This is a genomic window from Kineococcus sp. NBC_00420 (genome assembly GCF_036021035.1).
In the GTDB taxonomy this organism is placed as follows: Bacteria; Actinomycetota; Actinomycetes; order Actinomycetales; family Kineococcaceae; genus Kineococcus.
The window spans coordinates 3,534,120-3,560,751 of sequence record NZ_CP107930.1; the positions used below are offsets into that span (position 1 = coordinate 3,534,120).

Sequence of the window (26,632 nt, forward strand, 5' to 3'; positions counted from 1 at the left end):
CCTCCCGTTTCGCACAGGTTAATTCCCCGCCAATGGTCTTGTCGGAGACCTTTGAAGTGAGGATGCTCACGCCATGCCCGTCACGACCCACGAACTCCCCGTCCTCGGACACCGCACCTGGGTGCAGGTCACCACCCCGTCGACCCCCCGCGCGGGAGCCCTCCCCCTGATCGTCCTGCACGGCGGACCCGGGATGGCCCACGACTACGTCGCCAACCTCGCCGCGCTGGCCGAGGAGACCGGGCGCACCGTCGTCCACTACGACCAGCTCGGCTGCGGCCGCAGCACCCACCTGCCCGCAGCGCCGCCGGAGTTCTGGACCCCGCAGCTGTTCGTCGAGGAGTTCCACGCCGTGCTCGACGGCCTCGGCCTCGAACGGGTCCACGTCCTCGGCCAGTCCTGGGGCGGGATGCTCGGCGCCGAGATCGCCGTCCGGCGGCCCGCCGGGCTGGTCTCGCTGGCGATCTGCAACTCCCCGGCCTCGATGTCGCTCTGGGTCGAGGGCGCCGCCCGGCTGCGGGCCGAGCTCCCGCCGCAGGCCCGCGAGGCGCTGGACCGCCACGAGGCCGCCGGGACGACGACCGACCCCGAGTACCTCGCCGCGACCGACGAGTTCTACGCCCGCCACGTCTGCCGGATCACGCCCACCCACCCCGACTTCGCGGCCAGCGTCGCCCAGATGGAGGCGGAACCGACCGTCTACCACACCATGAACGGCCCCAACGAGTTCCACGTCATCGGAACCCTGCGCGACTGGTCCGTCATCGACCGCCTCCCCGACGTCGCCGTCCCGACCCTGGTGCTCGCCGGCGAGTTCGACGAGGCCACCCCGGAGACGTGGGCGCCGTTCGTGGACCGGATCCCCGACGTCAGCGCGCACGTCTTCCCCGGCGCCAGCCACTGCACCCACCTCGAACAGCCCGAGGAGTTCCGCGCGTTCGTCGCGGCGTTCCTCGCGCGGAACGACGACCTCGCCGACGACCCCGCCGACACCTCAGGAGCTCCGCGATGAGCGACCAGCAACGCACCCTCGAGTCGTTCGGGTACCAGCAGCAGCTCAAACGCTCCGTCTCCACCTTCGACCTGCTGGTCTACGGGCTGGTGTTCATGGTCCCGATCGCGCCGTGGGCGATCTTCGGGACGGTCTACGACAGCGCGCACGGCATGGTCCCGCTCGTCTACCTCATCGGCCTGGTGGCGATGGTCTTCACCGCTCTCGCCTACGGGCAGATGGCGAAGGCGTTCCCGCTGGCGGGTTCGGTGTTCTCCTACGTCGGCCGTGGGATCCACCCGTCGCTGGGGTTCTTCGCGGGCTGGTCGATCCTGCTCGACTACCTGCTCATCCCGACCCTGCTCTACGTCTTCGCCGCCGAGTCGATGGTCGGGATCTTCCCGGGGTCCCCGCGCTGGGTGTGGGCGCTGGTGTTCGTCGCGGTCAACACGGTCGTGAACCTGCTGGGGATCAGTTCGCTCAAGCTCGCCAACCGGGTGTTCCTGGCCATCGAGATCGTGTTCGTGGTGGCGTTCGTCGTCATCGCGGCGCGGGCGCTCAACGGCGGGACGATCCCGGGCGCGGAGTGGGGGGCGACCCCGTTCTGGGACTCCTCCCAGGTGAGCGGCCCGCTCATCGCCGGGGCGCTCTCGATCGCCGTCCTGAGCTTCCTGGGCTTCGACGGGATCTCCACGCTCGCCGAGGAGACGACCGGGCGGAAGAACCCCGCGGGCCGCGCGATGATCATCGCCCTGTTCGTCGTCGCGTTCCTCTTCGTCCTGCAGACCTGGCTGGCCAGCCTGCTCGCCGCGGGCCGGGAGTCCTTCGGCGACGCCGCCGCGGGCAACGCGTTCTTCGACCTCGTCCAGGCCGCGTCCGGCTCGCACTGGAAGACGGCGTTCCTCGTCGTCAACGTCATCGCCGTCGGCATCGCCAACGCGATGGCCGCGCAGGCCGCCACGTCGCGGTTGCTGTTCTCGATGAGCCGCGACCGCCAGCTGCCGGCGTACCTGTCGCGGATCAGCGAGCGTCAGGTCCCGATGGCCGCGATCCTCACCGTCACGGGTCTCACCCTCGTGCTGGTGCTGTTCTTCGTCGGGCAGATCTCGCTGATCTCGTCGCTGGTGAACTTCGGCGCGCTGTTCGGGTTCTGCCTGCTGCACGTCTCGGTGATCGTCCACCACCTCGTGCGCGGGAGGTCGAAGAACTACCTGCTGCACCTCGTCGCCCCGGTGCTGGGTTTCCTCATCATCGGCTACGTGCTGGTGAACGCCGACGCGGCCGCGAAGATCGGCGGCCTCGCCTGGCTCGTGCTCGGGGCCGTCGTCCTCGCCGTCAACCTGCGGACCGGACGCGGGGCTCCGAGCCTGCCCGCGGAGGAGGGGGCGCACCCCTGAGCGGCGGGAGGGTGGTCAGCCGGCGTTGACGTGCCCCGCGAGCCGACCGTGCAGAGCGGCGGTCGCGGGGTTCATCCCGACGATCTCGGCGTGCTTGCCGTGGTCGGCGTACTTGCGGGTGACGGCGTCGAGCGCGGCGATCGAGGAGGCGTCCCACACGTGCGCGTCGCTGAAGTCGATCGTCACCTCGTGCGGGTCGGCGGCGTAGTCGAACTGCGTCACGAGGTCCCCGGAGGAGGCGAAGAACACCTGACCGTGGACGGTGTAGACGCCGGGGGCGCTCGCGCGGACCTCGACGAGGTGGGCGACGCGGCGGGCGAAGAGCACGCAGGCCAGCAGCGTCCCGCCGAGGACGCCGTAGGCGAGGTTGTGGGTCAGGAGCACGATGACGACGGTCAGCACCATGACGGAGGTCTCGCTGCGCGGCATGGCCTTGAGCGTCGCCGGTTTCACGCTGTGCCAGTCGAAGGCGCCGTAGCAGACGAGGAACATCACGGCGACGAGGACGGCCATCGGGATCTTCGCCACGACACCGCCGAACCCGACGACGAGCACCAGCAGGAACGCCCCGGCGAGGAAGGTCGAGAGCCGCGTCCGCGCCCCCGACACCTTCACGTTGATCATCGTCTGGCCGATGACGGCGCAGCCGCCCATGCCGCCGAAGAGGCCGGTGACGATCTGGGCGGTGCCCTGCCCGATGCACTCCCGCGTCTTCGACGAGCGGGTGTCGGTGAGCTCGTCGACGAGCTGGGCGGTCATGAGCGCCTCCATCAACCCCACCAGCGCGACCCCGACGGAGAACGGGGCGATGGTGCGCAGGGTGTCGAGGGAGAACGGCACGTCGGGCAGCCCGAGCGTCGGCAGCGCGTGCGGCAGCGCGCCGTCGTCGCCGACGGTGCGGACGTCGACGTGCAGCACGACGGTGAGGACGGTCAGGACGACGACGGCGATCAGCGGTGCGGGGACCGACTTCACGAACCGCGGCACCACGACCAGCAGCCCGAGGCCGACGAGCAGGACGCCGTACCCGGCGACTCCGGCGTCACGCAGGTTCGGCAGCTGGGCGATGAAGATGGAGATGGCCAGCGCGTTGACGAACCCCGTCGTGACGCTGCGCGGGACGAAGCGCATGAGCCGGGCGACCCCGAGCACGCCCAGGACGATCTGCAGCACCCCGGCCAGCAGGATCGCCGCGACGAGGTAGCCGACGCCGTGGCTGTGCGAGAGGGGCGCGACCACGAGGGCGACGGCGCCGGTGGCGGCCGAGATCATCGCCGGCCGCCCGCCCACGAACGAGCTGGTGACGCCCATGACGAAGGACGAGATCAGCCCGATCCGCGGGTCGACGCCGGCGACGAGGGAGAACGAGATCGCCTCGGGCACCAGGGCCAGGGCCACGACAAGCCCCGCCAGGACCTCGGTGCGCAGCACCCGGACCGAGCGCAGCCACTCCGGACGGCGCAGGCCGGCACGGGGCGCAGCGAGGGCGAGGGGCACCCGCGAACTCTAACCACGCGTCAGAGTGGTCCCGCAGCCTCCTCGGCCGCCGAGGCGCAGAACCACCCGATCAGCGTGCCCCGCCGGCACCTCCACGGCCCTTGCCGCGCAGCTGCGACACCGCGTCGGTGAGCTTGCGCCGCGTCGCGGGATCCTTCGCGGCGCGCTGCGCCTGCTGGCTCAACCGCTTGCCCTCGGGGGACTTGAGGAAGGCCCCCACCTTGCTGATCAGCCCGGCCACGTCGTCCTCCTGGTGTTCGTCTGCGCTCTGACCGCCCAACGGTGGGGCCGGACGGGCGGTTCCGCTACCCGTGCTTGCGCAGGACGACGGCGACGTCGGTCACCGTGAACAGGAAGTGCCCGGCCCGGGCGGCGCTGCGCAGCCCCTCGATCCAGCCCGCCGCACGGGCGGTGAGGACCGGGTCGTCCCCGGCGGCGGCCAGGATCCCCGTCGCGACCTTCCAGGCCACCGAGTCCTCGTCGAAGCGGCGGTGCGGGTCGGCCCAGGAGTGCACCGACTCGACGGTGAACGGGCTCCGCGCCGCGTGCCGCAGCAGCTTGCGGCCCGCGAAACCGTCCCCGCGGGCTCCGCCGCCGGGGACGTGGCCGACGAAGCGGTCGAGGAGCTCACGGGTCAGGGCGTCGTCGTCGCTGGTGAACAGCGCGGTGTCCCAGTCGGAGTGGGCGAGGACGGCGGTGCCCCCGGGGCGCAGCACGCGGTGGACCTCGGCGAGGTGCGCCCCCACGTCGGCGAGGTGCTCGACGGCGTTCAGCGAGACGGCGGCGTCGACCTCGCCGTCGGCCAGCGGCAGGTCCTCGAGGCCGGTGATGTGGGCGCGCACCCGGGGGTCGAGGAGCAGGTCGTCGTCGAGGTTGGACCCGACGTCGACGGCGTGGACCAGGCGCGGGCCCCGGGTCAGCAGGGCGCGCGTCGTCCGCCCGCTGCCGCACGCGAGGTCGAGCACCACGGCCCCCTCGACGGCCCCGGCCAACGTCGTGACGTTCTCGAACCGACCCACGCCCGAAGCCTACGATCAGGACCCGCGGAGGTCTCGGAGCCCCGGTGCGTCACGGTCGGTCAAACCCTGTTCGGCCCTGCGTCACGAGGCTGATCCGGACGGTCGAAGATTCCGTGCACGAGCACTCTCACGTTGCGTCAAAGTGTCCCGGTCTCACCTACAGTCGGGACCAGCACCCAGGGGTGCACGCATGGCCGGGGGGCGGTGCGGTCGATGGTGACGGGGGTCCTGGCGACGTCTGCCCGGCATCAGTGCCGGCGGCGCCCGCGGTCCCCGTCCGAGGGGGAAGGCGGAGCGACGCAGTGGTGGACACGACGCACACGGAGAGCCCCGCGACCGGCGGGTCTCCGGCGCCGCGCAAGCACGGGCGCCGCAAGGTCATCGGGGCGGGCATCGGAGTCCTCGTCGCCGCCGCCGGCGGCGGCGTGTACTGGGCGACCCGGGACGCGAGCGAGCCGATCACCTCGGCCCCGACGCCGGCCTGGACGCCCAAGGCGCACGTCGCCGCCTCCGACCTCGACACCAAGTGGGTCGGCGTCCAGACCCACGACGTCGCCGTCGCGACGGCGTTCGGCGACTGGCTGGGCCGTCCGCTCGACGTCGTCGTCGTCTTCAACTCCGACGCGAACTGGGCCGCGATCTCCGGACCGTGGTTCGCGATGGTCCCCGGCGAGGGCCAGGACTGGGGCCAGTGGGTCCGCGACGACCCGGACAACCGCACCCTCGTGGTCTCCACCGGGCTCGTGCCCGCCGACCCGCCGGAGGACTGGCGCGCCCGCGGGGCCGCGGGGGAGTACGACGCGCACTGGACGACGTTCGCGCAGAACCTCGTCTCCAAGGGCCTCGGTTCCTCGATCGTGCGCCTCGGCTGGGAGCTGAACGGCGACTGGTACGCGACCCACTACATCGGTGAGTCGCAGGAGGAGCGCGAGCAGTGGAAGACGTACTTCCGCCGCATCGTGCAGACGATCAGCCTGGTCGAGGGTGCGGCCTTCGAGATCGACTTCAACATCGCCGAGGGTCAGCAGGACTCCGTGACCATCGACGAGATGTACCCCGGCGACGACTGGGTCGACATCATCGGTGTCGACGTCTACGACTCCTACATCTCCCCGATCGACCCGAGCGCGCGCTGGGAGGAGAAGGACGCGAAGGTCAACAGCCTCTCGGCCGTCATCGCCTTCGCCGCCGCGCACGACAAGCCGATCAGCCTGCCCGAGTGGGCGATGGTCGCCGCCGGGGACACCCAGGGCGGCGGGGACAGCCCGGCGTTCGTCGACCAGATCGCCGACGCCGTCGTGAGTGCCGAGGTCCGCTATCAGGCCTACTTCAACGTCCCCGACGGCGGCGTGGGCATGACCCTGGACGACGCACCCAACGGCAAGGCCGCCTTCCTCAAGAGGTTCGGCGCATCGGGTGACGCCGGGCCGACGCAGTCGTGACCGCGGGTAACCTCGGCGACGTGGTGGGGGCCCAGGAACAGTCGTCAGCGACCGGCGACGGTCCCCGGGCCGGTCGCTTCAGCCGGCTCCGCAGCTCCGGGATGACCCGCAGCCTGTGGAACATCCTCGACCAGGTCGTGGCGAGCGCGAACAACTTCCTCATCCAGTTCGTCATCACCCACGCCTTCACCAAGGACGTCTTCGGCGCCTTCGCGATCGCGTTCTCGGTGTTCTCGATCTCGACGGGATTCTTCCGGGCGCTGTCGACCTCGCCCGTGAGCATGCGCTTCGCCGACGCCGACGACCGCGAGTTCAAGCGCGCAGCCTCCTCGGCGATCGCCCTGACCGGCGGCGGCGCGGCGGTCCTCGGGGCCGTGCTGGTGCTGATGGGTCTCTTCCTGCCCTTCACCGACGCCCTGTCGCACGTCTTCGTCGCCCTCGGCTTCGTCATGCCCGGGCTGATGCTGCAGGACGCCTGGCGCCAGGTCTTCTTCGCCCGGTTGCGTCCGGCCGCGGCCTGCCTGATCGACGTCAGCTGGGTGGTCCTGCAGCTGGCCGGGATCGGCGTCCTGTTCCTCGTCGTCGACACCAACCACATCTCGGCCTTCACCGCGGTCTGGGGTGGGGCGGCCTACCTCGCGTCGGTGATCGGGATGGCGCTGCTGCACCTGCGGCCTCGGCTCTCGCTGGCGATCGCCTGGGTGCGTGAGCAGTACTCGGTGACGCGCTACCTCGTCCCCGAGTTCGTCATCATCCAGACCGGCGGTCAGCTCGCCCCGATCCTCGCGGCCGTCGTGACGACGGTCGCCGCGGCCGGGTCGCTGCGCGGGGCGAACCTCGTGACCGTCCCGGCCACCATCGTCTCGACCGGGCTCATGAGCTTCGCCGTCCCGGAGCTCGTCCGCCGTCGCGAGCGGATGAACCCGCGCAGCTGGGAGTTCGCCGCCGTCGCGATCTCGGGTCTCGTGGTCGCCGTCAGCGTCGTGTGGGGCGCGATCATGCTGCTGCTGCCGACCTCGGTCGGGGAACTCATCCTCGACGACACCTGGGCGGGGGCCCGCTCCGTGCTGCTGCCGACCATCGTCGGTCAGGCCGGTTCCGCGGTCACCGTCGGCTGCGCCGCGGTCCTCTACGCCACCGAGGGTGCCAAGGTGACGATGCGCCTGCACCTGGTCTTCGCCCTCTTCCTGGTCGTCCTCTCCACGGCCGGCGCGTTCACCTTCGGCGCGCAGGGCACCGCCTGGGGCATCGCCGCCGCGTTCTGGATCGTGGCCCCGTGGTGGTTCGTGTCCGTCCGCAAGCACGTGCGCAGCCCCGGGTTCGGGCTGCCGGTCAGCCCACCCGTCGCCTGACCCCGACGCACGCAGGCCCCGTCCCCGGTCCCGGGGGCGGGGCCTCCGGCGTCCCCCCGTGCGTCGGCGCCGGGGGACAGCACGAAGCCCCCTCCGGGTCGGACCGGAGGGGGCTTCACGAGACGTCGGAGGAGACCGGTCAGACGGTGGCGGGCCGGGGTCCGGCGAGCTCGTCGAGGCGCGGGTCCATCCCCGGGCGGCGGGGACGGGAGACCGCGGGCGCGCCCGTCGCGACGCTGTCGGCGGGGACGTCACGGGTCACGACGGCGTTGGCCCCGATGACGGCGCGGTCGCCGACGCGGACGCCGCCGAGGACGCAGGCCCCCGCGCCGATGGTGACGTCGTCACCGACGACGGGCTGACCCGGCGTCGAACCGTCGCCGAGGGTGACGTTCTGGTAGATCCGCAGACCGCGCCCGATCCGCACGTCCGGGCCGATGACGATCCCGGTGGAGTGCATGAGGCAGAGCCCCGGGCCGATCTCGGCGAACGGGGAGATCTCCGCCCCGGCCGAGCGCAGGGTGCGCGCCTGCAGCAGGTGCGCCGCCGGCATGAACCGCGGTGCGACGGCCTGGGCGAGGCGCAGCTGCACGACCGCGCGGACCCGCGGCACCAGCGCGACGCGGGCCACCACGTCGGGCAACCAGGCCCCGGTCGAGCGACCCTGCGGTTCGACCATGTGCTCCAGGTCGCCGCGCAACCGGGCGAGGGGACGACGGCTCAACGGGTTCCTCCGGTCGGGGGGCTGCTCGGGATCCAGGGGGTGGGCCGCGCGGTGCGCAGCTCCGTCTCGTGCTCGCGTTCGAGCTGTCGCTCCTCGCGCGTCGAGAGCTCGGTGCGGCGGCCGACGAAGAGCACGGCCATCGGCAGCAGGACGTAGAAGATGTTCGCCGCCAGGAAGCTCGAGCTCGTCACGGCGTTGAGGAAGATCGCGGCCAGCGCGACGGTCGGCGCGGGGGAACGGCGCACGACGGCGACGTAGAGGAACACCCCGGCGAGCACGGAGGCGGGCACCCCGTACTCGAGGATCAGCTTGACCCCGCCGGCGAAGCTGATCGGCAGCCCCGTCGCGGCGAAGATCTGGTCGGAGATGCGGTCGGCCATCCCCGGCCCGAGGCCCGTCACGATCGACCACGGGTCGCTGGACCAGCGCTGCAGCAGGTACTCGTAGGGCTGCACGAAGCGCAGGCTCCCGGAGGAGTTCGTCTGACCGGCCTCACCGGTGCGGCTCAGCAGGATCGGCCCGATCGGGGTGAGCAGCGCGACGACCGCGGCGACGCCCAGCACGATGCCGGCGCGCAGCGCCCACAGCCCGCCCCGACGCAGCGCGAGGACGACGAGCCCGAAGCCCAGGACCATGAACCCCGTCCCGGTGACGGTGCAGACCAGCGCGACGCCGAAGACGAGGACCCGCCAGTACTGGCGGCCCCGGCTCAGCACCGAGAGCAGGGCCAGGGCCAGGAACTGCGAGAACACCGACGGCTCGACGAACACGAACGCGTTGGCCTTGATGACGGGGGAGCCGTACTCGATCGGGTACGACGTGTTGTAGCCCTGGAAGAGCAGGTTCCCCGGGACGACCTGGCGCACGTAGTCGACGTAGCCCCAGACCCCGGCGAACTGCGTCAGCATCTGCAGGATGCCGATGACGGCGAAGACGAGCATGAACGCCTCGAACCGCTGCTGCACCCGCGGGAAGAGGTGCAGGCGACGTTCGTCGACCCGGAAGCAGAGGGCGGCCCACGTCACCACCAGCAGCATCAGCGAGGTCAGGGCCCCCGTCCCGCGCCAGACGACGTCGACGAGGGCGAAGACCGCCAGTGCGGTCATGGCCAGGACGTAGGTGCGCACCGCGGCACCGTCGTCGCGGACCAGACCGTGGTAGGCCAGGTAGCCGAGGACGGCGGCGACGATCGGGATGGTCACCGGGACCGGTGAGCCCAGGGGCAGCGCCACCCGCTGCAGCACGGTGAGCGCCACGATCACGATCGTCATGCCGACCATCACGCGCGCGTCGGCCGTGCTCGTCGTGCGGGGGCCGTCGGAGCGGCGCCGGCGCACGAGACGGGCGTCGGGGTCGAGCGCGTCCGCCGTCGCGCCGGGCACACCCGGGCTGACCCGACCCGGCAGGCCCGGCCGGGCCGGACGCACCGTCGGGAACGCCGGTGTGACGCCGGTGCTCCGCTGCAGCGCGTCGCTCACGCGGTCACACCGGCTGTCTGCTCGCTCACGCGTCGTCCCCCCGTTCCTCCGGTGCGCCCCCCGACGCAGCCGTTCGCGGTCCCCCCGCGGTGCCTCATGCTAGGCGGCGCGACGTCCGGCGAGGGTCGCCTCGGGCCGGTGCACCCGCCCGTCGGGGGGCCCTCCGTGACAACTTCACACGTTCGCAGCAGTGCTCTCACCCCCGTTCGGCCGCCTGCGTGACAACGCCCGACAAGCCCCGGTGGGAGGTGCAATAGTGGCGCGCGCAGCGGTCGTCGTGTGCCTGATCACACGACGTAGGGGGCACTCAGCACCGGGTAACGGGCGGTGGGGGCCGCGGGTGAAGCCGGGTCGTTGCGTTGAGGGGGGCGCAGTCCTTGCGTCACGTCTGGGAAGGGACTGGTAGTCGGTGACAACGAGCTCGCACGTCCGGAGCGGTTCTGGTGCGTGGGGTGCCATCAGCCGTCAACGGTGGAAGATCCTGGTGGTGGCCGTCCTCATGGCCGTCCTCGGCTACGTCCTGCCGTCGCAGTTGTTGACCCCGTCGTACGCGGCGACGTCGACCATCACGCTGTCGAAGGACCGGCCCTACGACCCGACGACGTCGAACGCGTCCTCGCTGGGTGACCCCACGAAGTGGGCGACCCTGCAGGCCGCGGTCGCCAGCTCCGAGACCGTCCTCTCCGTCGCCCAGGGCACGCTGGCGACGGACCTGCGCTCGACCTTCAAGGACGGCCTCGAGATCGTCGCCGTCGACGAGTCGAACCAGATCACCGTGACCGCGACGGCCACGGACCCCCAGGACGCGGCGACCATCGCCGACGCCGTCGCGACCGCCTACCAGACGGTGAACACGCAGAAGGTGCAGCAGGCCACCACCGCCGCGCTGACCGCCGTGGGCACCGACCGGGCGCAGCAGCAGACGATCAACCTCAACGCCAGCGCCTACGGCAACGGCATCTCGGTGCTCGACGCCGCCACGGTGCCGACCGCCGCGGCACCGCCGTACGCCTGGCAGATCGCGGCCCTGGCCTTCCTCGTCGGCCTCTTCGCCGCCTCGGGGGCCGTGGCGTGGCGCGCGCACCTCAACCAGCGCGTCGACACCCCTCCGCTGGAGGGCATCGCCGAGCTCGGTCGCTGGAACGCCGTCCCGCGCGGTCGCGGCATCGGCGACCAGAACTCCGTGGAGTCCCGCAACGCCGGGATCGTCCTCGTCGGCCTGCAGCACCTGGGCCACCTGCGCACCCCGCGCCTGGAGGTCTCCAGCGTGCTGGTGACCGCCGCCACCGGGAACGCCGGGGCGCTCGCGACCGGTCTGGCCGCCTCCGCGGCCCGCGCCGGGCGCCGGGTCGTGCTGGTCGACGCCGACGAGGGCGGTTCCCGTCTGGCCGCCTTCGGCGCCCCCGTGGCCGGCACCGAGCAGCGCATCCTGCCCGAGCGCCGCTGGAGCGACGAGATCCACCCGTGGGTCATCGGCGGCGGTGCCGTCGTCGGCGTCCTGCCGCTGGACGCCCGCTCGCTGCAGCCGCACGTCGTCGGCGCCGGTGTCCGCCACCTCGTCGAGGCCGGCTACCTGGTGATCTTCGTCGGCGGATCCGTCGTGAACTCCCCGGTGGCGTTCGCCGTCGCCGGCGAGGTCGACGCGGTCCTCGTCCAGATCGAGGCCGAACCGCGCGCCGAGGTCATCAGCCGGACCCTCGCGCAGCTCTCGATCGCGGCCCCGGCCGTCGTCGCCCAGGTCGTCGTCGGGGACACCGGCAACGGGACGCCGGCCTCCGGCGAGCGCAGCGAACCGCTGCGTCAGCGCCCCGTCGCCCCGCCGCAGCCCCAGACCCCCGAGGTCTCCCGCCGCGGCTGAGCCGTGACGCCCGAAGGGCCCGGCCCCACCTGATCCAGGTGGGGCCGGGCCCTTCGTCGTGCGCCCGGTCGGGATCGTTGGCGCCAACCGTGTCACTGGGCGGGATGGTTGGCGCCAACGGTGTCGCTCGGCGGGATGGTTGGCGCCAACGATCCCGACCCGCGCGGCTCAGGAGGGGGCGCCGGCGGCGGCGATCTCCTCCCACGGGCCGGGGGCGATCCAGCCGAGCTCCATGTGGGTGGCCAGGGCGGGCTCGGCGCCCAGCAGCACCCGCCGCCGCGAGGGGCGGCGCAGCGAGCGCAGGTCGACGGCCGCACGCATCCCGAACAGGTACCCGCGCCGCAGCGCCGACCTCCACGCCGCCGTGCCCTCGGCCGGGTCGTGGTGCTCCAGCAGCTCGCGCAGCGTGAAGCGCCGCCGGCCCTGCAGCGTCAGGCAGCTCGCGTAGTCGAAGTTCCCGCCCGAGAGCGCGCACAGCTGCAGCAGCCGTTCGTCCTCGCGGACGGCGCGGACGCGGGCCGCGAAGGTGCTGGTGGTGCTCACCAGTGGGGTCCAGCGCGCCGGCAGGCCGGTGTCCTCGACCTCCTCGCCGTAGGGCGCGAAGTAGTCGGCGTGGGCGTGCGCGGGGTCGCTCACGGCGTCGACCAGGGCCACCAGCGCCTCCGGCCGCCACAGGTAGTCGTCCTCGGCGAGCAGCAGGACGTCTTGCGCCGCCCAGGAGCGGCGGCGCGGCAGCGCCAGCGCCGCCAGGTAGCTGCGCCGGTTGGACCCGCCCTCGAAGCTCACCGGGTCGCCCCAGAGCTGCATCAGCTCGAGGCGGTCGCCCGGGACGGGACCGTCGTTGAGGAACACCACCTCGACGTCGGCGTCCGGACGCTGCGCGCGGGCCGCGGCCACCGCGGCGCAGAAGGACGCGAGTCCCACCCGCTTGCTGTACCAGGACGGGCGACCCTTGCTGTTCTCCCCGCCGTGCGAGCGGTAGACGACGTGAAGTCTCACCGTCCGATGGTACCGATCGGGGACGTCCCGACGGGTTGCCCGCTCACCCGTGATCACCGGACGGGCATGCTCATCGCTACCCCGGGCCCCTGCGTTACAGGTTCCGGGAAAATTTCTGCTCAAGGATCCCGGCACTCGCACCGATGGGTCAGGTGTCACCCCGAACGGGCCAACACGGTTCCTCCGCTCCCCTCCTGCGGACGGCGCCATGACCACAGCGAGGTTGATCCACCCCATGAGCAAGGTTTCGAAGTTCCTGTTGTCCACGGCCGCCATCGCCACCGTCGCGAGCGGTCTCACCGCCGCCGGCGTCTCCGCCGCGAACGCGGCCGACAGCGGTGTGGTGCGCGTCAGCACCCTGAAGAGCTCCTTCACCGACTCCGCCGGCAAGGTCTGGAACGCGGACAGCGGTTTCGCCGGTGGCTGGCAGAACCCCAACACCACCGGCGTCGACATCGCGGGCACCACGAACGACAAGCTGTTCCAGTCCGAGCACTACGGCATGACCGGGTGGAGCGCCCCCGTCGCCAACGGCACCTACAAGGTGACGCTGAAGACCGCCGAGACCTACTGGTCGCAGCGTGGCGCCCGCGTGTTCTCGGTCACCGCGGAGGGTCAGAACGTCATCTCGAACCTCGACATCTTCGCCGAGGTCGGAAAGAACGTCGCCCTGAACAAGTCCTTCACCGTCAAGGTCGACGACGGGACCCTGAACCTCGGGTTCTCCCAGACCCGCAACTACGCCACCGTGAGCGCGATCCTCGTCGAGAACTCCGGTGCGGTGAGCGGGACGCCGCGTCCGTCGAACCCGACCCCGACGCTGCCTCCGGTGACGCTGCCTCCGGTGACGCTGCCTCCGGTGACGACGCCCCCCGTGACGACGCCCCCCGTGACGACGCCCCCCGTGACGACGCCCCCCACCACTCCTCCCGTCGCCCCCGGCCCGACCCGGAACGCCTCCGGCCACGAGTGGATGTCCGGTTCCTCGGGCGTCGGTGCGGCCGACGGGCAGTTCGGGAACTGGCGCGGCAGCAACCTCGACATCGTCTCCAGCTGGGCCGGCAACGCCGACAACTCCGCGAACTTCTACACGCTGTGGAAGGGCGCCGAGTACGGCAACTGGAACGGTTCCATGGACATGGCCGTCGGCGGGATCGACTCCGGCGAAACCTGGTCGCAGGCCGCCAGTGGTCGCTACGACGCCCGCTGGGCGGCCTCGCTGACCAAGCTGAAGTCGCTCTGGGCCGGTCGCCAGGGAACCATGTACATCCGCTTCGCCCACGAGATGAACGGCTACTGGTTCTCCTGGAGCGTGAACAAGAACAACTACCAGGACTTCATGACCTCCTGGAAGCGCTACCGCGCTCTGCAGCAGCAGATCTTCCCCGAGGCGAAGCTCGTCTTCTCGGTGAACAAGGAGTCCAACGGCCCGGGCATGAACTGGACGAACTTCTTCCCCGGCAAGCAGTACGTCGACGTCCTGTCGGTCGACTACTACAACAACTGGCCCTACGCGGCCACCGTGGACCAGTTCAACGCGCAGTCCTGGGACAAGGACGGCTACGGCGCCCCCAAGGGCATCAACGCCCACCTCGCCTTCGCGAAGAGCCAGGGTCTGCCGCTGTCGGTGTCGGAGTGGTCGGGCAACGCCGACGACGGTGACTCGCCCGGTTTCGTCCAGGGCATGTACGACTTCTTCAAGGCCAACGCCGGGACCGGCGCCGGTCAGCTCGCCTACGAGGTCCAGTTCAACTGCGACATCGACAACCACCGCTGGCTGCTCAACGGTGGGTCCCGCATGCCGAACTCGGCGGCGAAGTACAAGGAACTCTTCTGAGTCCTGCCGCGCCGGACCGTCGTCCGACGTGAGAGCGCCCCCGTCGACCAGGGAGACCTGGTCGACGGGGGCGCTCCTGCGTTCCCGGCGGGACGGAGCGGTTACTTCAGCCGTTCCATCACGACGCGACCGGCGACGCTGGCGCGACCGGTGGTCACACCCTTGACGTAGGCCCAGTGCTGGTCCGCGCGGTCGGTGCGGCGCAGGACCCGGCACTGCACGGTCCGCACCGCGTAGCCCAGGGCGAGGACGGAACTGATCCCGTTCACGGTCGCGGCGCCGTGGTGGCGGCCGAGGTAGCGACGCATGGCGGCGCCGCGCAGGCGCAGCATCTCCAGGGACGGGGCGCCGGACCCCCCGGCGGCGTGCGGGACGATGACGTCGGTGCGCAGCTTCTCGTGCAGGCCGGCGGCGCGGGCGCTGCGACCGAACATCATGTCCTCGTTGTAGACGTAGAAGTCCTCGTCGAAGCACCCGAGCGCGAGGAACGTGCTGCGTCGGACGGCCATGCACGCACCCGTCGTCCAGTCGACCTCGAGGAGTTCGCCGGGGGCGGGTTTCGCGTAGAGCCCGGCCCGGGGGAACACCTTGTGCAGGCCCGCGGCGTGGACCAGCGCGCGGGCCGCGGTGGGTTCCCAGCCGCCGACGCCGAGTTCCACCTTCCCGTTGACGCCGGCCATCGTCGCGGCCGAAGCGGCCAGGGTCGCGTCACCGGCGACGTCGGCCACCAGGGTCTGCAGGTGCTCCAAGGTGGGGCGGGAGTCGGGGTTGCCGAACACCACGAACTCGTGGGTCGAGGTCCGCGCCCCCATGTTGGCGGCACGGGCGAAACCCTTCCCGCCCCCGGAGTCGACGTAGCGGGTGTTGCGACGCTGCGCCGGCAACTGCGACAACCCGTCCACGTCGGAGGCGTTGTCGACCACGACGACGGGGAGCTCCTCGGGCAGGTTCTCGAGGAGGGCGCGGATCTGGTGGGCGCTGCGGTAGCTGACGAGCACCAGTTCCACGTCGTGGGTGAGCACCCCTCCGCCGTCCTCGCGGCCCGCGCTCTCCGTCGCCTCGTCCATCGTCCCGCCCCTGGTCTGCGTCACGTGCGAGCTCACGTTCGTCCCCGTCCCCATCGAATCCCCACCGAGTCCCCCCATCGTCGATCCCCCGTGCCCCCGCGCCGGTGTCCGGCACCCGGGAACGGATGCATCGTCGCCGAGCGGGGCGCCGCGATCCAGTGTGGACCCCCCGGTCGGGGACCCGTGAGGGTGACGCAGGGTGGCGAACGGGTGGTTCTGCGAATTCTCCGGTGGAAGTTCTTCTAGAAAAACTAACTCGCTGTAAAACATGTCTCACGCTTTGTCATGGCTTGCGACGGAACGCTCTCGGAAACGTCGTGAAACTACTGTGCGTGATGAGTAGAACACGTAAGCCGTTGTTGCCTGGCCGGGACGCCCTTGCAAGAATGCGCCGAACACCCCGCGAACAGCGTGGGGACCACGGGGGTGGTGAGGGGGGTCCGACGACCGGCACGGTCGACGGGTCTCACCGGCCTCGACGGCTGTTTTGGGGGGAACCACGCGTGAAGCTGCGTCGTCCGAGTCCTGCGGTGGGAGCACTCACCGTCATGTCCTTCGCGGGGCACGTGATGTACCCGCTGTACCTGCTGGCCAGCGAGCGCATCGCGCCGCGCAGTCCGTACCGTCCGAAGCCCGGTGAGGCCGACTGGACGTGGGACGACGTCGACGTCCTCATCCCGGCGTTCGGTGAGTCGAGCATCCTCGCCGAGACCGTCCCGCAGCTGCTGGGCGAGGGCGTGCCGCTGGACCGCATCACCATCGTCGTGGACGAGGACGAGAAGACCCGCGCCGTCGCCGAGGAACTCGGCTGCCGGGTCGACTGGTCCGCGCAGCGTGCCGGCAAGGCCGCCGCGGTCAACCGCGGCATCGAGAACTCCAAGGCTGACATCGTCGTCCTGCTCGACGCGAACGCCTTCGTGCCGGGGGAGGGGCTGCGCGCGCTCATCGACCGCGTCGCCACCGACCTGCACCTCGCGTCCGGGGTCCGCAAGGAGTCCGGCGCCCAGGACGAGGGTCTGTACTGGCGCTACGAGAACTGGATCAAGCAGACCGAGGCCGGTCGCGGTGGGTCCCTCGCGCTCGTGGGTGAGGCCGTGGCGCTGCGCCGGGAGTCCTTCCGGCCCATCCCGAGGTCCGTCCTCAACGACGACCTCTTCCTCGCCTTCGACTTCGCCCGTCGTGGGCTGAACGTCGGCGTGGTGCCGGAGTGCGTGGCCGTCGAGGACTCCGCCCCGCGCAACGACCAGCTCGAGCGCCGCGTGCGCATCATGAGCGGGCAGCTGCGGCTGTTCTGGGGTTTCCGCCGCTCGTTCGTGTCGGGAGACGACAAGTTCCTGCACTTCGCGATGCACAAGGGCTGGCGTTCCACGCTGGGCCCTGCCGCGCAGCTCACGCTGACCGCGGCCTGCCTGGCCCGGCCCCGGAGCCGGTTCAGCCAGGCGTTCCTGCTCGCCGAGGCCGTCTCGGTCGCGGCCTACCTCAAGGGCGACAAGCTCCAGGGCAGGGCGGCGGCTCCGTTGCGGGTCCTCGGTCAGGCCGTCGGCATGCCGCCGGTCATCTTCGCCCTGTCCATCCCGCGGGCGCTCGGCCGGTCGCGCAGCGGAGCCTGGAAGAAGCGCAGCAGGTGAGTTCTCCCCGCACGGCCTGGGTGGTCGCCAAGCAGCTCCCCGCGAGCACGGACTCCGGTGGGCGCCAGCGCATCCGGGCCGTGATCGACGTGTACGCGCAGGTGTTCGGCGAGGTCCACGTGGTGGGTTTCGACACCTGGCCCGGGTGGCGCGAGGTGCTGCCGGCGCACGTGAAGGTCCACGAGGTCGCGGCCCCACGTCCCACACCCGCCGCGGTCCTGAAGGGCTCGCTGTTCGCGGGGAAGTGGTTCTCGCGCCGGATCCACGACCTGCTCGCGATCGGCGTCCGCTCCGGCGACGTCGTGCACGTCGACTTCCCGCAGATGGCGGTCAACGTGCCGACCGACGTGCGCATCGACGTCCTCGACCTGCACAACGTCGAGTCCGACCTCATCGCCCGCAGGTTGCGCACCGAGAAGCCGCTCGCGGCCAGCGTGCTCGCCCCCGAGGTGGCGCGGTTCGCCCGGTTCGAGTTCGCGACGGCCCGCCGCGCCGAGCACGTCACGGCCTGCAGCCGACGGGACCAGGAGGTCCTCGCCGCCCGCGGGATCGCCAGCACCTTCGTGCCCAACGGCGTCACCAGTGCGCAGCACGTGCCGACGCTCCCGCCGGGTGCGCGGACGGCGCTGTTCGTCGGTGCCCTCGACTACGGCCCCAACAAGGCCGCGCTGCGCTGGTTCCTCGACGAGGTCTGGCCGAAGGTCCTGGCCGGCGTCCCCCAGGCGCGGTTCCTCGCCGTGGGTCGCGGTCTGAGCGCCGCGCACCCGCGTCCGGCCGGCGAGCCGGACGGGGTGGAGTTCCACTCCGACGTCGACTCCGTCGACCCGTTCTACGAGCGGGCCGACGTGTGCGTCGTGCCGCTGCTCTCGGGGGGCGGTACGAAGATCAAACTCGTCGAGGCGCTGTCCCGCGGCCGGGCCGTCGTCACCACCAGCCTGGGCCTGGAGGGGCTGGAGGAACACCGTGCGGTGCTCCGCGTGGCCGACGGCGCGGACGCGTTCGCCGCGGCCCTGGTCGAGTTGTTCACCGATCCGGAGCAGGCGGCCAAGCTCGGCGCGGCCGCTGCCGACGTGGCGCAGTCGTTCTCGTGGGAGACCGCGATGACTCCTCTGCGTGATGTGTTGTCTGCTCTTCGTGGTGTTTGAGGCGCAAGAGAGGGGCGTTAGCCCACTCCGGGGAAGTTCACGCTCCGTGTTCGAGTCGCTGTAGTAGCCTCGCGTCAGCACCTCGACGGGGAAACCGGTGGCACGGATTCGTGGGGGGTTCGGACCGCCACCGGTGAACGTTCCCCTCGCACCACGGGTGACTTCCCCCACGTGTGACGCCGCCTCCCCGACGAGGTGGGGCAGGCGTCGACGAGACGCAACCGATCCGGTTCCGAGTGAGGGAAAGACATGACCGAAACCGCCAGCACGTCGCAGACGCCCGTGTCCGAGATCCCCGTCGTCATCCTCTGCGGTGGCATGGGCACCCGACTGCGCGAGGCCAGCGAGAAGCTGCCGAAGCCGCTGGTGGACATCGGCGGTCGCCCGATCCTCTGGCACATCATGAAGCTCTACAGCTCCTACGGCTTCCGCAAGTTCGTCCTGTGCCTGGGCTACAAGAGCGACATGATCAAGCGCTACTTCCTCGACTACCGGCTCAACGCCGGCGACTTCACGCTGAACCTGTCCACCCAGGACGACCCGACCTTCCACACCAACGGTGTGCAGGAGGACTGGGAGATCACCTTCGTCGAGACCGGTCTGACCACCGCGACGGCCGCCCGCATCAAGCGCGTCGAGCAGCACCTGACCGCCGACAAGTTCGTCCTCACCTACGGCGACGGGCTCGGCGACGTCGACATCGCCAAGACCCTGCGCGACCACGAGGCCGGCGGCCGCCTGGCCACCGTCACCGCGGTGCACCCGAGCTCCCGCTACGGCGAGATGCACGTCACCGGCGACACCGTCAGCGAGTTCAACGAGAAGCCGACGCTGGCCGACGGCTGGGTCAACGGCGGGTTCTTCGTCTTCGACCGCGCGTTCGCGGACAAGTACCTCGAGGACGACCCGGACATGATGCTCGAGCAGAAGCCGCTGCAGACCGTCGCCCGCGACGGCCAGCTGACGGTCTCCCAGCACGAGGGCTACTGGCTGGGCATGGACACCTTCCGGGAGTGGACCGAGTTCAACAAGCTCTGGGACTCCGGCAAGGCGCCGTGGAAGACCTGGGAAGACTGAGAAACCCCCTTCTAGGAACCGGAGAACTGCTGTGAAGATCGTCGTCACCGGGACCGAGGGTTACCTCGGCGCCCTGCTCGCCCCCACCCTGCTCGAGTCCGGCCACTCGGTGCTCGGCATCGACACCGGCTACTACAAGCAGGGCTGGCTCTACAACGGCGTCACCGCCTCGGTCGAGACCCTGGCCAAGGACATCCGCCACGTCACCGTCGAGGACCTCGCGGGCGCCGACGCCGTCGTGCACATGGCGGAGCTGTCCAACGACCCCCTCGGTGAGCTGATCCCCGACGTCACCTACGTGGTGAACCACAAGGGTTCGGTCCGCCTCGCCGAGATCGCCAAGCAGGCGGGGGTGCAGCGCTTCGTCTACATGTCGAGCTGCTCCGTCTACGGCGTGGCCGAGGACACCGTCGACGAGACCTCCGCGGTCAACCCGCAGACGGCCTACGCCGAGTGCAAGGCCCTCGTCGAACGCGACGTCGCGCCGCTGGCCGACGACGACTTCTCGCCGGTGTTCATGCGCAACGCGACCGCCTACGGCGCCTCGCCCCGGCAGCGCTTCGACATCGTGCTGAACAACCTCGCCGGCCTCGCCTACACCACCGGCAAGATCGCCATGACCTCCGACGGTTCGCCCTGGCGTCCGCTGGTCCACGGCCTCGACATCGCCAAGTCGATCCGCGCGGTGCTCGACGCCCCGCGCGAGGCGATCCACAACCAGATCTTCAACGTGGGCGACTCCGAGCAGGTCTACCGGGTCCGCGAGATCGCCGAGGCCGTCGGCCGCGCGCTGCCCGAGGCCGAGATCACCTTCGGCGCCAGCAACAACGGCGACAACCGCAGCTACAAGGTGAACTTCGACAAGATCCACTCGACCCTCGAGGGCTTCTCCTGCGACTGGAACGCCGACAAGGGCGCCCAGCAGCTCATCGACGTCTTCCGGGCCATCGACCTGGACGAGGAGACGTTCAAGGGCAAGGGGCACACCCGCCTCAAGCAGCTCGAGCACCTCATCCGCACCGAGCAGCTGGACAAGGAACTCTTCTGGCGCACGCAGCCGGTCTCGGGGATCACCCGGTGAAGATCCAGACCACGCACATCGAGGGCGTCGCGATCATCGACCTCGAGGAGCGCGCGGACGACCGCGGGTTCTTCGCCCGGTCCTTCTGCCGCGACGAGTTCCTCGAAGCCGGCCTGAACCCGGCCGTCGAGCAGTGCAACCTGTCCTTCAACCACAAGGCCGGGACGCTGCGCGGGATGCACACCCAGGTCGACCCGGCCCCGGAGGCGAAGCTGGTGCGCTGCACCGCCGGCGCCATCCAGGACATCATCGTCGACCTGCGCCCGGACTCCCCGACGCGGTTCCAGCACGTCGCGGTGGAGCTCTCCGCCGCGAACCGTCGTGCGCTCTACGTCCCGGAGTACTTCGCCCACGGGTACCTCACGCTGACCGACGGCGCCGAGGTCACCTACCAGGTGAGCCAGAGCTACACCCCGGGCACCGAACGCGGTCTGCGCTTCGACGACCCCGAGCTCGCCCTGCCCTGGGTGCGCGACGTGGCCGTCATCAGCGACAAGGACGCGTCCTGGACGCTGCTCGCGGACGGGGCGGTGCTCTCTTGATCATCGTCGACAAGGCGCTCCAGCAGCGCCAGGCCGAGGGGCGCCCCATCCGGGTCGCGCTCGTCGGTGCCGGGTTCATGGGCCGCGGCTTCGTCAACCAGGTCGTGAACTCCGTGCCGGGCATGGAACTCGTCGCGATCGCCAACCGGACCGTGTCGAAGGCCCGTGACGCCTACGAGCAGGCCGGGGTCACCGGCGTGGTCGAGGCCGACGACGCCGCCGCCGTGGACCGGGCCATCTCCGCCGGGAAGCCCGTCGTGTCGGGTTCCTACGAGGCCGTCGTCGACGCGGGCCAGGTCGAGGCCGTCGTCGAGGCGACCGGGAACACCGAGTACGGCGCGCACGTCGTCGTCCGCGCGATCGAGGCGGGAAAGCACATCGTCCTGCTCAACGCCGAGGTCGACGGGACCGCCGGCCTCGCGCTGCGCACCCGCGCCGAGAAGGCCGGGGTCATCTACACCGGCTGCGACGGCGACCAGCCCGGCGTCCAGATGAACCTCATCCGCTTCGTGCGCTCCATCGGCGTCACGCCGCTGGTGTCGGGGAACATCAAGGGTCTGCAGGACGAGTACCGCAACCCCACCACCCAGGAGGGGTTCGCCAAGCAGTGGGGTCAGGACCCCTACATGGTGACGAGCTTCGCCGACGGCACGAAGGTGTCGTTCGAGCAGGCGCTGGTCGCCAACGCGGCGGGGTTCTCGATCGAGAAGCGCGGCATGCGCGGGGCCGACCACCGCGGTCACGTCGACGAGCTGACGACCATGTACGACGTGGAGGCGCTGAAGGAACTCGGCGGCGTCGTCGACTACGTCGTGGGTTCCAAGCCGGGCCCCGGGGTCTACGTCCTCGGCACCCACGACGACCCGAAGCAGCAGCACTACCTGAACCTGTACAAGCTCGGCACCGGGCCGCTGTACTCGTTCTACACGCCGTACCACCTGTGCCACTTCGAGGTCCCCCTCACGGTGGCCCGTGCGGTGCTGTTCGCCGACGCCACGATCGTCCCCGGTGACGAGGTGAAGGTCGAGGTCGTCACCACGGCCAAGACCGACCTCGCCGCGGGCCGGGAGATCGACCGCCTCGGCGGGTACGACACCTACGGCGTGGCCGAGACCTACGCGGCGACCAAGGCGCAGAACCTGCTGCCGATGGGTGTCGCCGAGGGCTGCGTCCTCAAGAACGACGTGAAGAAGGACCAGGTCCTGACCTACGACGACGTGATCCTGCCGGAAGGCCGTCTCATCGACGCCCTCCGCGCGGAACAGGCCGCCCTGCTCGGGAGCTGACCCCCGTCGGCCCCGGGTTCGGGTCGTGGACGCATCGTGGCGAACCTACGGGTGCGGTGCGTCCACGACCCGAACCCGGGGCCGTCGTGCGTCCGGGGCCGGAGGGTTAGGGTTCCGGACGTGAACTCCGCAGGCAGGCTCGACGTCGCCGTGGTCGGCGCAGGCCGGGTCGGGCCCGTCCTGGGGGCCGCGTTGCGGGCCGCGGGACACCGGATCACCGGCGTCTCCGCGCGGACCCGGGCGAACGCCGAACGCGTCGAGGCCCTGCTGCCCGACGTCCCCTGGATCGAACCGGGCGACGCGTTCGCGGCCGACCTGGTCCTGTTCGCCGTGCCCGACGACGTCCTCGGACCGCTCGTCAGCCGCCTCGCCCGCAACGTCCGGGCCGGTCAGCTCGTCGTGCACACCAGCGGTCTGCACGGCACCGGGGTCCTCGGCCCCGCCGCCGCGAACGGGGCGCTCCCGCTCGCGCTGCACCCCGCCATGACCTTCACCGGGACCTCGCTGGACCTGCAACGCCTCCTCGGGGCGGCCGTGGCGGTCACCAGCTCCGCCGTCCTCGCGCCCGTCGCCGACGCCCTCGTCCGCGAGTGGGGCGCGTCCCCCGTCGCGGTCGCCGACGCGGAACGCGCGCTCTACCACGCCGCCCTGGCCCACGGGTCGAACCACCTGGTCACCCTCGTCGCGCAGGCCCTGGACGCGGCCCGCGCCGCGGTGGGGGACAACGCCGAACGGGTCCTGCGCCCCTTGCTGCAGGCCGCCCTCGAGAACGTGCTCGCCCACGGCGACGAGGCCCTCACCGGACCGGTCGCCCGGGGCGACGCGGGGACCGTCGCGACCCACCTGCGGGTCCTCACCGACCACGACCCGCGGACCGCGGCCACCTACGTCCAGCTGGCGGGGGTCGCGACCGACCGGGCGCAGGCGTCGGGCAGGCTGACCGCCGCGCTCGCCGAGGCCGTGCGCACGCAACTGCACCGAACTGGAGAACCGTGAGCCTCACCGTCACCCGGACCCGCGCCGAACTCGCCGCGGCCCGCTCGGCCCTCGACGGGCCCGTCGCCGTCGTCATGACGATGGGCGCGCTGCACGCCGGGCACGCGGAGCTCATCGCCGAAGCTCGCCGCCGCGCCCCGTCCGTCCTCGTCACGATCTTCCTCAACCCCCTGCAGTTCGGGGCGGGGGAGGACCTGGCCCGCTACCCGCGCACCCTCGACGACGACCTGCGCCTGGCCGAGGCGGCCGGTGCGGACGTCGTGTTCGCTCCCGGCCCCGACGTCGTCTACCCCGACGGTGATCCCGGCGTCCGGGTCGCCGCCGGACCGCTCGGCACGGTCCTCGAGGGAGCGAGTCGTCCCGGCCACTTCGACGGGGTCCTGACCGTCGTCGCGAAGATGTTCCACCTCACCCGCGCCGACCTCGCGTTCTTCGGTCAGAAGGACGCCCAGCAGTTGCTGCTGGTGCGCCGGATGGTGCGTGACCTCGACCTCGGGGTGGACGTCGTCGCCGTCCCCACCGTGCGCGAGGGCGACGGTCTGGCCATGTCGAGTCGCAACCGCTACCTGACCCCCTTCGACCGCGAGGTCGCGCTGGTGCTGCAGAAGGCGCTCACGGCCGGGGCGGCCGCCGCGAGCGAGGGGCCCAGCGCCGTCCGCCGGGCCGCGCGCGACGTCCTCGTCGCCGAACCCGCTGCCCGCGTCGACTACCTCGCCCTCGTCGACCCGCTCGACCTCGCCGACGTGCGCGAGCACTACCGCGGGGACGCGCTGCTCGCCGTGGCGGCCCGGGTGGGTTCGACGCGCCTGATCGACAACGTCCCCCTCGTCGTGGGCCGACCCGACAACTGATCCCGACTAACCTGGAGGCGTGAGCGACACGCAGGCCCCGGACCAGACCGACGCGGCGCAGGGTCCCGACGAGGACTTCGACGACGCCCCCGAACAGGTGCGGGTCCGGCGGGAGAAGCGCGACCGCATCCTCGCCGCGGGAGGTGAGGCGTACCCCGTCTCGGTGCCCCGCACCGGCTCCCTCGCCCAGCTGCGCGAGCAGTACGCCCACCTCGAGGCGGGCGAGGAGACGACCGACCAGGTCGGGATCACCGGGCGCGTGGTGTTCCTGCGCGGCACCGGGAAACTGGTGTTCGCGACCCTGCAGGAGGGGGACGGCACCCGGCTGCAGGCCATGGTCTCGCGCGACGGCGTCGGCGAGGACGCCCTCGCGACGTGGAAGTCCGACGTCGACCTCGGCGACATCGTCTTCGTGCGCGGCAACGTCATCTCCTCCAAGCGGGGGGAACTCTCGGTGCTCGCCGATTCCTGGCTGATGGCCTCGAAGTCGTTGCGTCCCTTGCCCGTCCTGCACAAGGAACTGTCCGAGGAGACCCGCGTCCGGCAGCGCTACGTCGACCTCATCGTCCGCGAGGCGGCCCGCACGAACGTCCGGGCGCGCTCGAACGTCGTCCGTGCGGTGCGCCGTACGCTGGAGGACCGCGGGTTCCTCGAGGTCGAGACGCCGATGCTGCAGACCCTGCACGGCGGGGCCAGCGCGCGTCCGTTCGTGACGCACTCGAACGCGTTCGACACCGACCTCTACCTGCGCATCGCGCCGGAGCTGTTCCTCAAGCGCTGCGTCGTCGGCGGCATCGAACGCGTCTTCGAGATCAACCGGAACTTCCGCAACGAGGGCGCCGACTCCACCCACTCGCCCGAGTTCGCGATGCTCGAGACCTACCAGGCCTGGGGCGACTACGACTCGATCGGCCGGCTCACGCAGGACCTGATCCAGAACGCCGCCACCGAGGCGTTCGGGACCCAGCAGGTCACCCTCGCCGACGGTTCGGCCTACGACCTCGGCGGGGAATGGGCCGCCATCTCCATGTACCCCTCGCTCTCGGAGTCCCTGGGGGAGGAGATCACCCCGGAAACCTCCCGGGAACACCTCCTCGCCGTGGCGGAACGCCTGGGAATCAGTGTCGACGCGTTGCGCTGGACCCACGGAAAGCTCGTCGAGGAACTCTGGGAACACCGGATCGCTGATTCCCTGCATTCCCCGACGTTCGTCCGCGACTTCCCCGTCGAAACGTCGCCGCTGGTGCGTGCGCACCGGGAACTCCCAGGTGTCGTGGAGAAGTGGGACCTCTACGTCCGCGGATTCGAGCTCGCCACCGGGTATTCCGAGCTCGTCGACCCCGTCGTGCAGCGGGAACGGTTCGTGGAACAGGCCCGCCTCGCCGACCTCGGCGACGACGAGGCCATGCGCATCGACGAGGACTTCCTGCAGGCCCAGGAGCACGGGATGCCGCCGACGGGCGGCATGGGCATGGGCATCGACCGCCTCCTGATGGCCTTCACCGGCCTCGGGATCCGCGAAACCATCACGTTCCCGCTGGTCAAGCCCCGCTGAGCGCAGGACGCCGGAGTGGCCCGGCGGACGTAAGCTTGCGGTCGTGGACTACCTCGCCGCCCTGCTGCCGTCCGTCGGGCTCTGCGCCCTGTTCGCGCTGCTGATGCGGTCGATCCTGCACGCCGACCGGCGTGAACGGGCGGCCGAGGCGAAGGTCCGGGCCGAGGGCCGCGCGAAGGCGGAAAGCGCGAACGGCACCGACCGGCCTTCCTGAACGTCTTTTCCCTTTCTCGCGAGTTGATTTGACCCGGTGCGTCGGAATGCGTCAGAGTGATGCAGGTCCGGCGCACTTTCGCGTTCGGGCACTGATTCTTCGTGAAAGGTTGCCCACTCATGGCGCAGAAGGTGCAGGTCCTCCTCGTCGACGACATCGACGACGGTGACGCCTCGGAGACGTTGACCTTCTCCCTCGACGGGGTCAACTACGAGATCGACCTCTCCGACGAGCACGCCTCCGCACTGCGCGAGGCCTTCGCCCCCTGGGTCGGGCACGCCCGCCGCGTCAGCGGTCGCGCCGCCGGCGGTCGCCGTTCGAGCACGCCGCGTCCCGCCGCCGCGAAGCCCGCCGGCAGCGGTCCCGACCGCGACACCGGCGAGGTCCGCACCTGGGCCCGCGAGAACGGCTACACGGTCTCCGACCGCGGCCGCATCTCCGCCGAGATCCTCCAGGCCTACGACGACGCCCACTAGGAGGGAGCGCCGCTGACGCGCGGCGCTCCACCCGTTCGAACAGAAGGCCCCCGCCCTCGTGCCGCGCACGGGATCGGGGGCCTCCCGTCGTCCGGCGCACCGCCGGGCCACCCTGCGGTC

At 71.1% G+C, this 26,632-nt stretch carries 24 protein-coding genes; 17 read left to right on the top strand and 7 right to left on the bottom strand.

Annotated elements, in window-relative coordinates; all coding sequences use genetic code 11:
• The first annotated feature begins 73 nt into the window (after nt 1-73).
• Nucleotides 74-1,012, top strand: a complete 939-nt coding sequence (locus OG218_RS17415; protein ID WP_328294495.1) for a proline iminopeptidase-family hydrolase — start codon at nt 74-76, stop codon at nt 1,010-1,012.
• Nucleotides 1,009-2,388 carry an APC family permease gene (locus OG218_RS17420; protein WP_328294496.1) on the top strand — a complete coding sequence of 460 codons (1,380 nt, stop codon included), beginning with the start codon at nt 1,009-1,011 and terminating at the stop codon, nt 2,386-2,388. Before OG218_RS17415 ends, OG218_RS17420 begins: the two co-directional genes overlap by 4 nt.
• 15 nt (nt 2,389-2,403) lie before the next feature.
• On the opposite strand, the gene OG218_RS17425 is transcribed toward OG218_RS17420, so the two are convergent.
• From OG218_RS17425 to OG218_RS17435, 3 genes are all read right to left on the bottom strand, one after another.
• Nucleotides 2,404-3,885, bottom strand: a complete 1,482-nt coding sequence (locus OG218_RS17425; protein WP_328294497.1) for a SulP family inorganic anion transporter — start codon at nt 3,883-3,885, stop codon at nt 2,404-2,406.
• Between the two features lie 70 nt (nt 3,886-3,955).
• Complete coding sequence (locus OG218_RS17430; RefSeq protein WP_328294498.1) at nt 3,956-4,126, bottom strand: hypothetical protein; 171 nt, start codon at nt 4,124-4,126, stop codon at nt 3,956-3,958.
• 64 nt (nt 4,127-4,190) lie between these two features.
• Nucleotides 4,191-4,904, bottom strand: a complete 714-nt coding sequence (locus tag OG218_RS17435) for a methyltransferase domain-containing protein (RefSeq protein ID WP_328294499.1) — start codon at nt 4,902-4,904, stop codon at nt 4,191-4,193.
• A 305-nt stretch (nt 4,905-5,209) separates the two neighbouring features.
• On the opposite strand from OG218_RS17435, the gene OG218_RS17440 reads away from it, so the two are divergent.
• Nucleotides 5,210-6,346, top strand: coding sequence for a glycosyl hydrolase (locus tag OG218_RS17440; protein ID WP_328294500.1), 1,137 nt, complete (start codon nt 5,210-5,212; stop codon nt 6,344-6,346).
• On the top strand, nt 6,343-7,698 hold the full coding sequence (locus OG218_RS17445; protein ID WP_328294501.1) for a hypothetical protein: 1,356 nt from the start codon (nt 6,343-6,345) through the stop codon (nt 7,696-7,698). Before OG218_RS17440 ends, OG218_RS17445 begins: the two co-directional genes overlap by 4 nt.
• 139 nt (nt 7,699-7,837) lie before the next feature.
• Here OG218_RS17445 and OG218_RS17450 read toward each other — a convergent pair whose 3' ends face one another.
• Both OG218_RS17450 and OG218_RS17455 read right to left on the bottom strand, forming a co-directional pair.
• Entirely contained in the window at nt 7,838-8,422 is a 585-nt protein-coding gene (locus OG218_RS17450; RefSeq protein ID WP_328294502.1) for a serine O-acetyltransferase, read from the bottom strand.
• A complete protein-coding gene (locus tag OG218_RS17455) occupies nt 8,419-9,900 on the bottom strand; it encodes a hypothetical protein (protein WP_328294503.1) in 1,482 nt (493 codons plus the stop codon). The genes OG218_RS17450 and OG218_RS17455 overlap by 4 nt, the downstream gene beginning before the upstream one ends.
• Nucleotides 9,901-10,387: 487 nt before the next feature.
• Between OG218_RS17455 and OG218_RS17460 the strand changes: the two genes are divergently transcribed.
• Nucleotides 10,388-11,758 carry a hypothetical protein gene (locus OG218_RS17460; protein WP_328294504.1) on the top strand — a complete coding sequence of 457 codons (1,371 nt, stop codon included), beginning with the start codon at nt 10,388-10,390 and terminating at the stop codon, nt 11,756-11,758.
• A gap of 168 nt (nt 11,759-11,926) precedes the next feature.
• Here OG218_RS17460 and OG218_RS17465 read toward each other — a convergent pair whose 3' ends face one another.
• Nucleotides 11,927-12,757 (bottom strand): hypothetical protein, encoded by an 831-nt coding sequence (locus OG218_RS17465; protein ID WP_328294505.1) that lies wholly within the window; start codon nt 12,755-12,757, stop codon nt 11,927-11,929.
• Between the two features lie 235 nt (nt 12,758-12,992).
• On the opposite strand from OG218_RS17465, the gene OG218_RS17470 reads away from it, so the two are divergent.
• Nucleotides 12,993-14,594, top strand: a complete 1,602-nt coding sequence (locus OG218_RS17470) for a malectin domain-containing carbohydrate-binding protein (protein WP_328294506.1) — start codon at nt 12,993-12,995, stop codon at nt 14,592-14,594.
• Between the two features lie 101 nt (nt 14,595-14,695).
• Here the strand turns inward: OG218_RS17470 and OG218_RS17475 are convergent, their stop codons facing one another.
• On the bottom strand, nt 14,696-15,685 hold the full coding sequence (locus OG218_RS17475) for a glycosyltransferase family 2 protein (RefSeq protein WP_328294507.1): 990 nt from the start codon (nt 15,683-15,685) through the stop codon (nt 14,696-14,698).
• A gap of 506 nt (nt 15,686-16,191) precedes the next feature.
• On the opposite strand from OG218_RS17475, the gene OG218_RS17480 reads away from it, so the two are divergent.
• From OG218_RS17480 to OG218_RS17530, 11 genes are all read left to right on the top strand, one after another.
• Entirely contained in the window at nt 16,192-17,289 is a 1,098-nt protein-coding gene (locus OG218_RS17480) for a glycosyltransferase (protein ID WP_328294508.1), read from the top strand.
• Nucleotides 17,286-18,434, top strand: coding sequence for a glycosyltransferase (locus OG218_RS17485; RefSeq protein WP_328294509.1), 1,149 nt, complete (start codon nt 17,286-17,288; stop codon nt 18,432-18,434). The genes OG218_RS17480 and OG218_RS17485 overlap by 4 nt, the downstream gene beginning before the upstream one ends.
• Nucleotides 18,435-18,683: 249 nt before the next feature.
• Entirely contained in the window at nt 18,684-19,511 is an 828-nt protein-coding gene (locus tag OG218_RS17490; RefSeq protein ID WP_328294510.1) for a glucose-1-phosphate cytidylyltransferase, read from the top strand.
• 31 nt (nt 19,512-19,542) lie between these two features.
• Nucleotides 19,543-20,592: an NAD-dependent epimerase/dehydratase family protein gene (locus OG218_RS17495; RefSeq protein ID WP_328294511.1), complete on the top strand. Its 1,050-nt coding sequence runs from the start codon at nt 19,543-19,545 to the stop codon at nt 20,590-20,592.
• Nucleotides 20,589-21,134 carry a dTDP-4-dehydrorhamnose 3,5-epimerase family protein gene (locus tag OG218_RS17500; RefSeq protein WP_328294512.1) on the top strand — a complete coding sequence of 182 codons (546 nt, stop codon included), beginning with the start codon at nt 20,589-20,591 and terminating at the stop codon, nt 21,132-21,134. The genes OG218_RS17495 and OG218_RS17500 overlap by 4 nt, the downstream gene beginning before the upstream one ends.
• The gene (locus tag OG218_RS17505; protein WP_328294513.1) at nt 21,131-22,420 is read left to right on the top strand and encodes an NAD(P)H-dependent oxidoreductase; all 1,290 of its coding nucleotides are present in this window, start codon (nt 21,131-21,133) and stop codon (nt 22,418-22,420) included. The genes OG218_RS17500 and OG218_RS17505 overlap by 4 nt, the downstream gene beginning before the upstream one ends.
• A 120-nt stretch (nt 22,421-22,540) precedes the next feature.
• The gene (locus tag OG218_RS17510) at nt 22,541-23,416 is read left to right on the top strand and encodes a Rossmann-like and DUF2520 domain-containing protein (RefSeq protein WP_328294514.1); all 876 of its coding nucleotides are present in this window, start codon (nt 22,541-22,543) and stop codon (nt 23,414-23,416) included.
• Entirely contained in the window at nt 23,413-24,267 is an 855-nt protein-coding gene (gene panC / locus OG218_RS17515; RefSeq protein WP_328294515.1) for a pantoate--beta-alanine ligase, read from the top strand. Before OG218_RS17510 ends, panC begins: the two co-directional genes overlap by 4 nt.
• A gap of 19 nt (nt 24,268-24,286) precedes the next feature.
• On the top strand, nt 24,287-25,822 hold the full coding sequence (lysS, locus tag OG218_RS17520) for a lysine--tRNA ligase (protein WP_328294516.1): 1,536 nt from the start codon (nt 24,287-24,289) through the stop codon (nt 25,820-25,822).
• A 43-nt stretch (nt 25,823-25,865) separates the two neighbouring features.
• Nucleotides 25,866-26,036 (top strand): hypothetical protein, encoded by a 171-nt coding sequence (locus OG218_RS17525; RefSeq protein ID WP_328294517.1) that lies wholly within the window; start codon nt 25,866-25,868, stop codon nt 26,034-26,036.
• A 119-nt stretch (nt 26,037-26,155) separates the two neighbouring features.
• The gene (locus tag OG218_RS17530) at nt 26,156-26,512 is read left to right on the top strand and encodes a histone-like nucleoid-structuring protein Lsr2 (protein ID WP_328294518.1); all 357 of its coding nucleotides are present in this window, start codon (nt 26,156-26,158) and stop codon (nt 26,510-26,512) included.
• Nucleotides 26,513-26,632 lie beyond the last annotated feature (120 nt).

Coding starts and splice junctions, on each gene's coding strand:
- OG218_RS17415 (WP_328294495.1), top strand. CDS start 74: ATGCCCGTCACGACCCACGAACTCCCCGTCCTCGGACACCGCACCTGG.
- OG218_RS17420 (WP_328294496.1), top strand. CDS start 1,009: ATGAGCGACCAGCAACGCACCCTCGAGTCGTTCGGGTACCAGCAGCAG.
- OG218_RS17470 (WP_328294506.1), top strand. CDS start 12,993: ATGAGCAAGGTTTCGAAGTTCCTGTTGTCCACGGCCGCCATCGCCACC.
- OG218_RS17490 (WP_328294510.1), top strand. CDS start 18,684: ATGACCGAAACCGCCAGCACGTCGCAGACGCCCGTGTCCGAGATCCCC.
- OG218_RS17530 (WP_328294518.1), top strand. CDS start 26,156: ATGGCGCAGAAGGTGCAGGTCCTCCTCGTCGACGACATCGACGACGGT.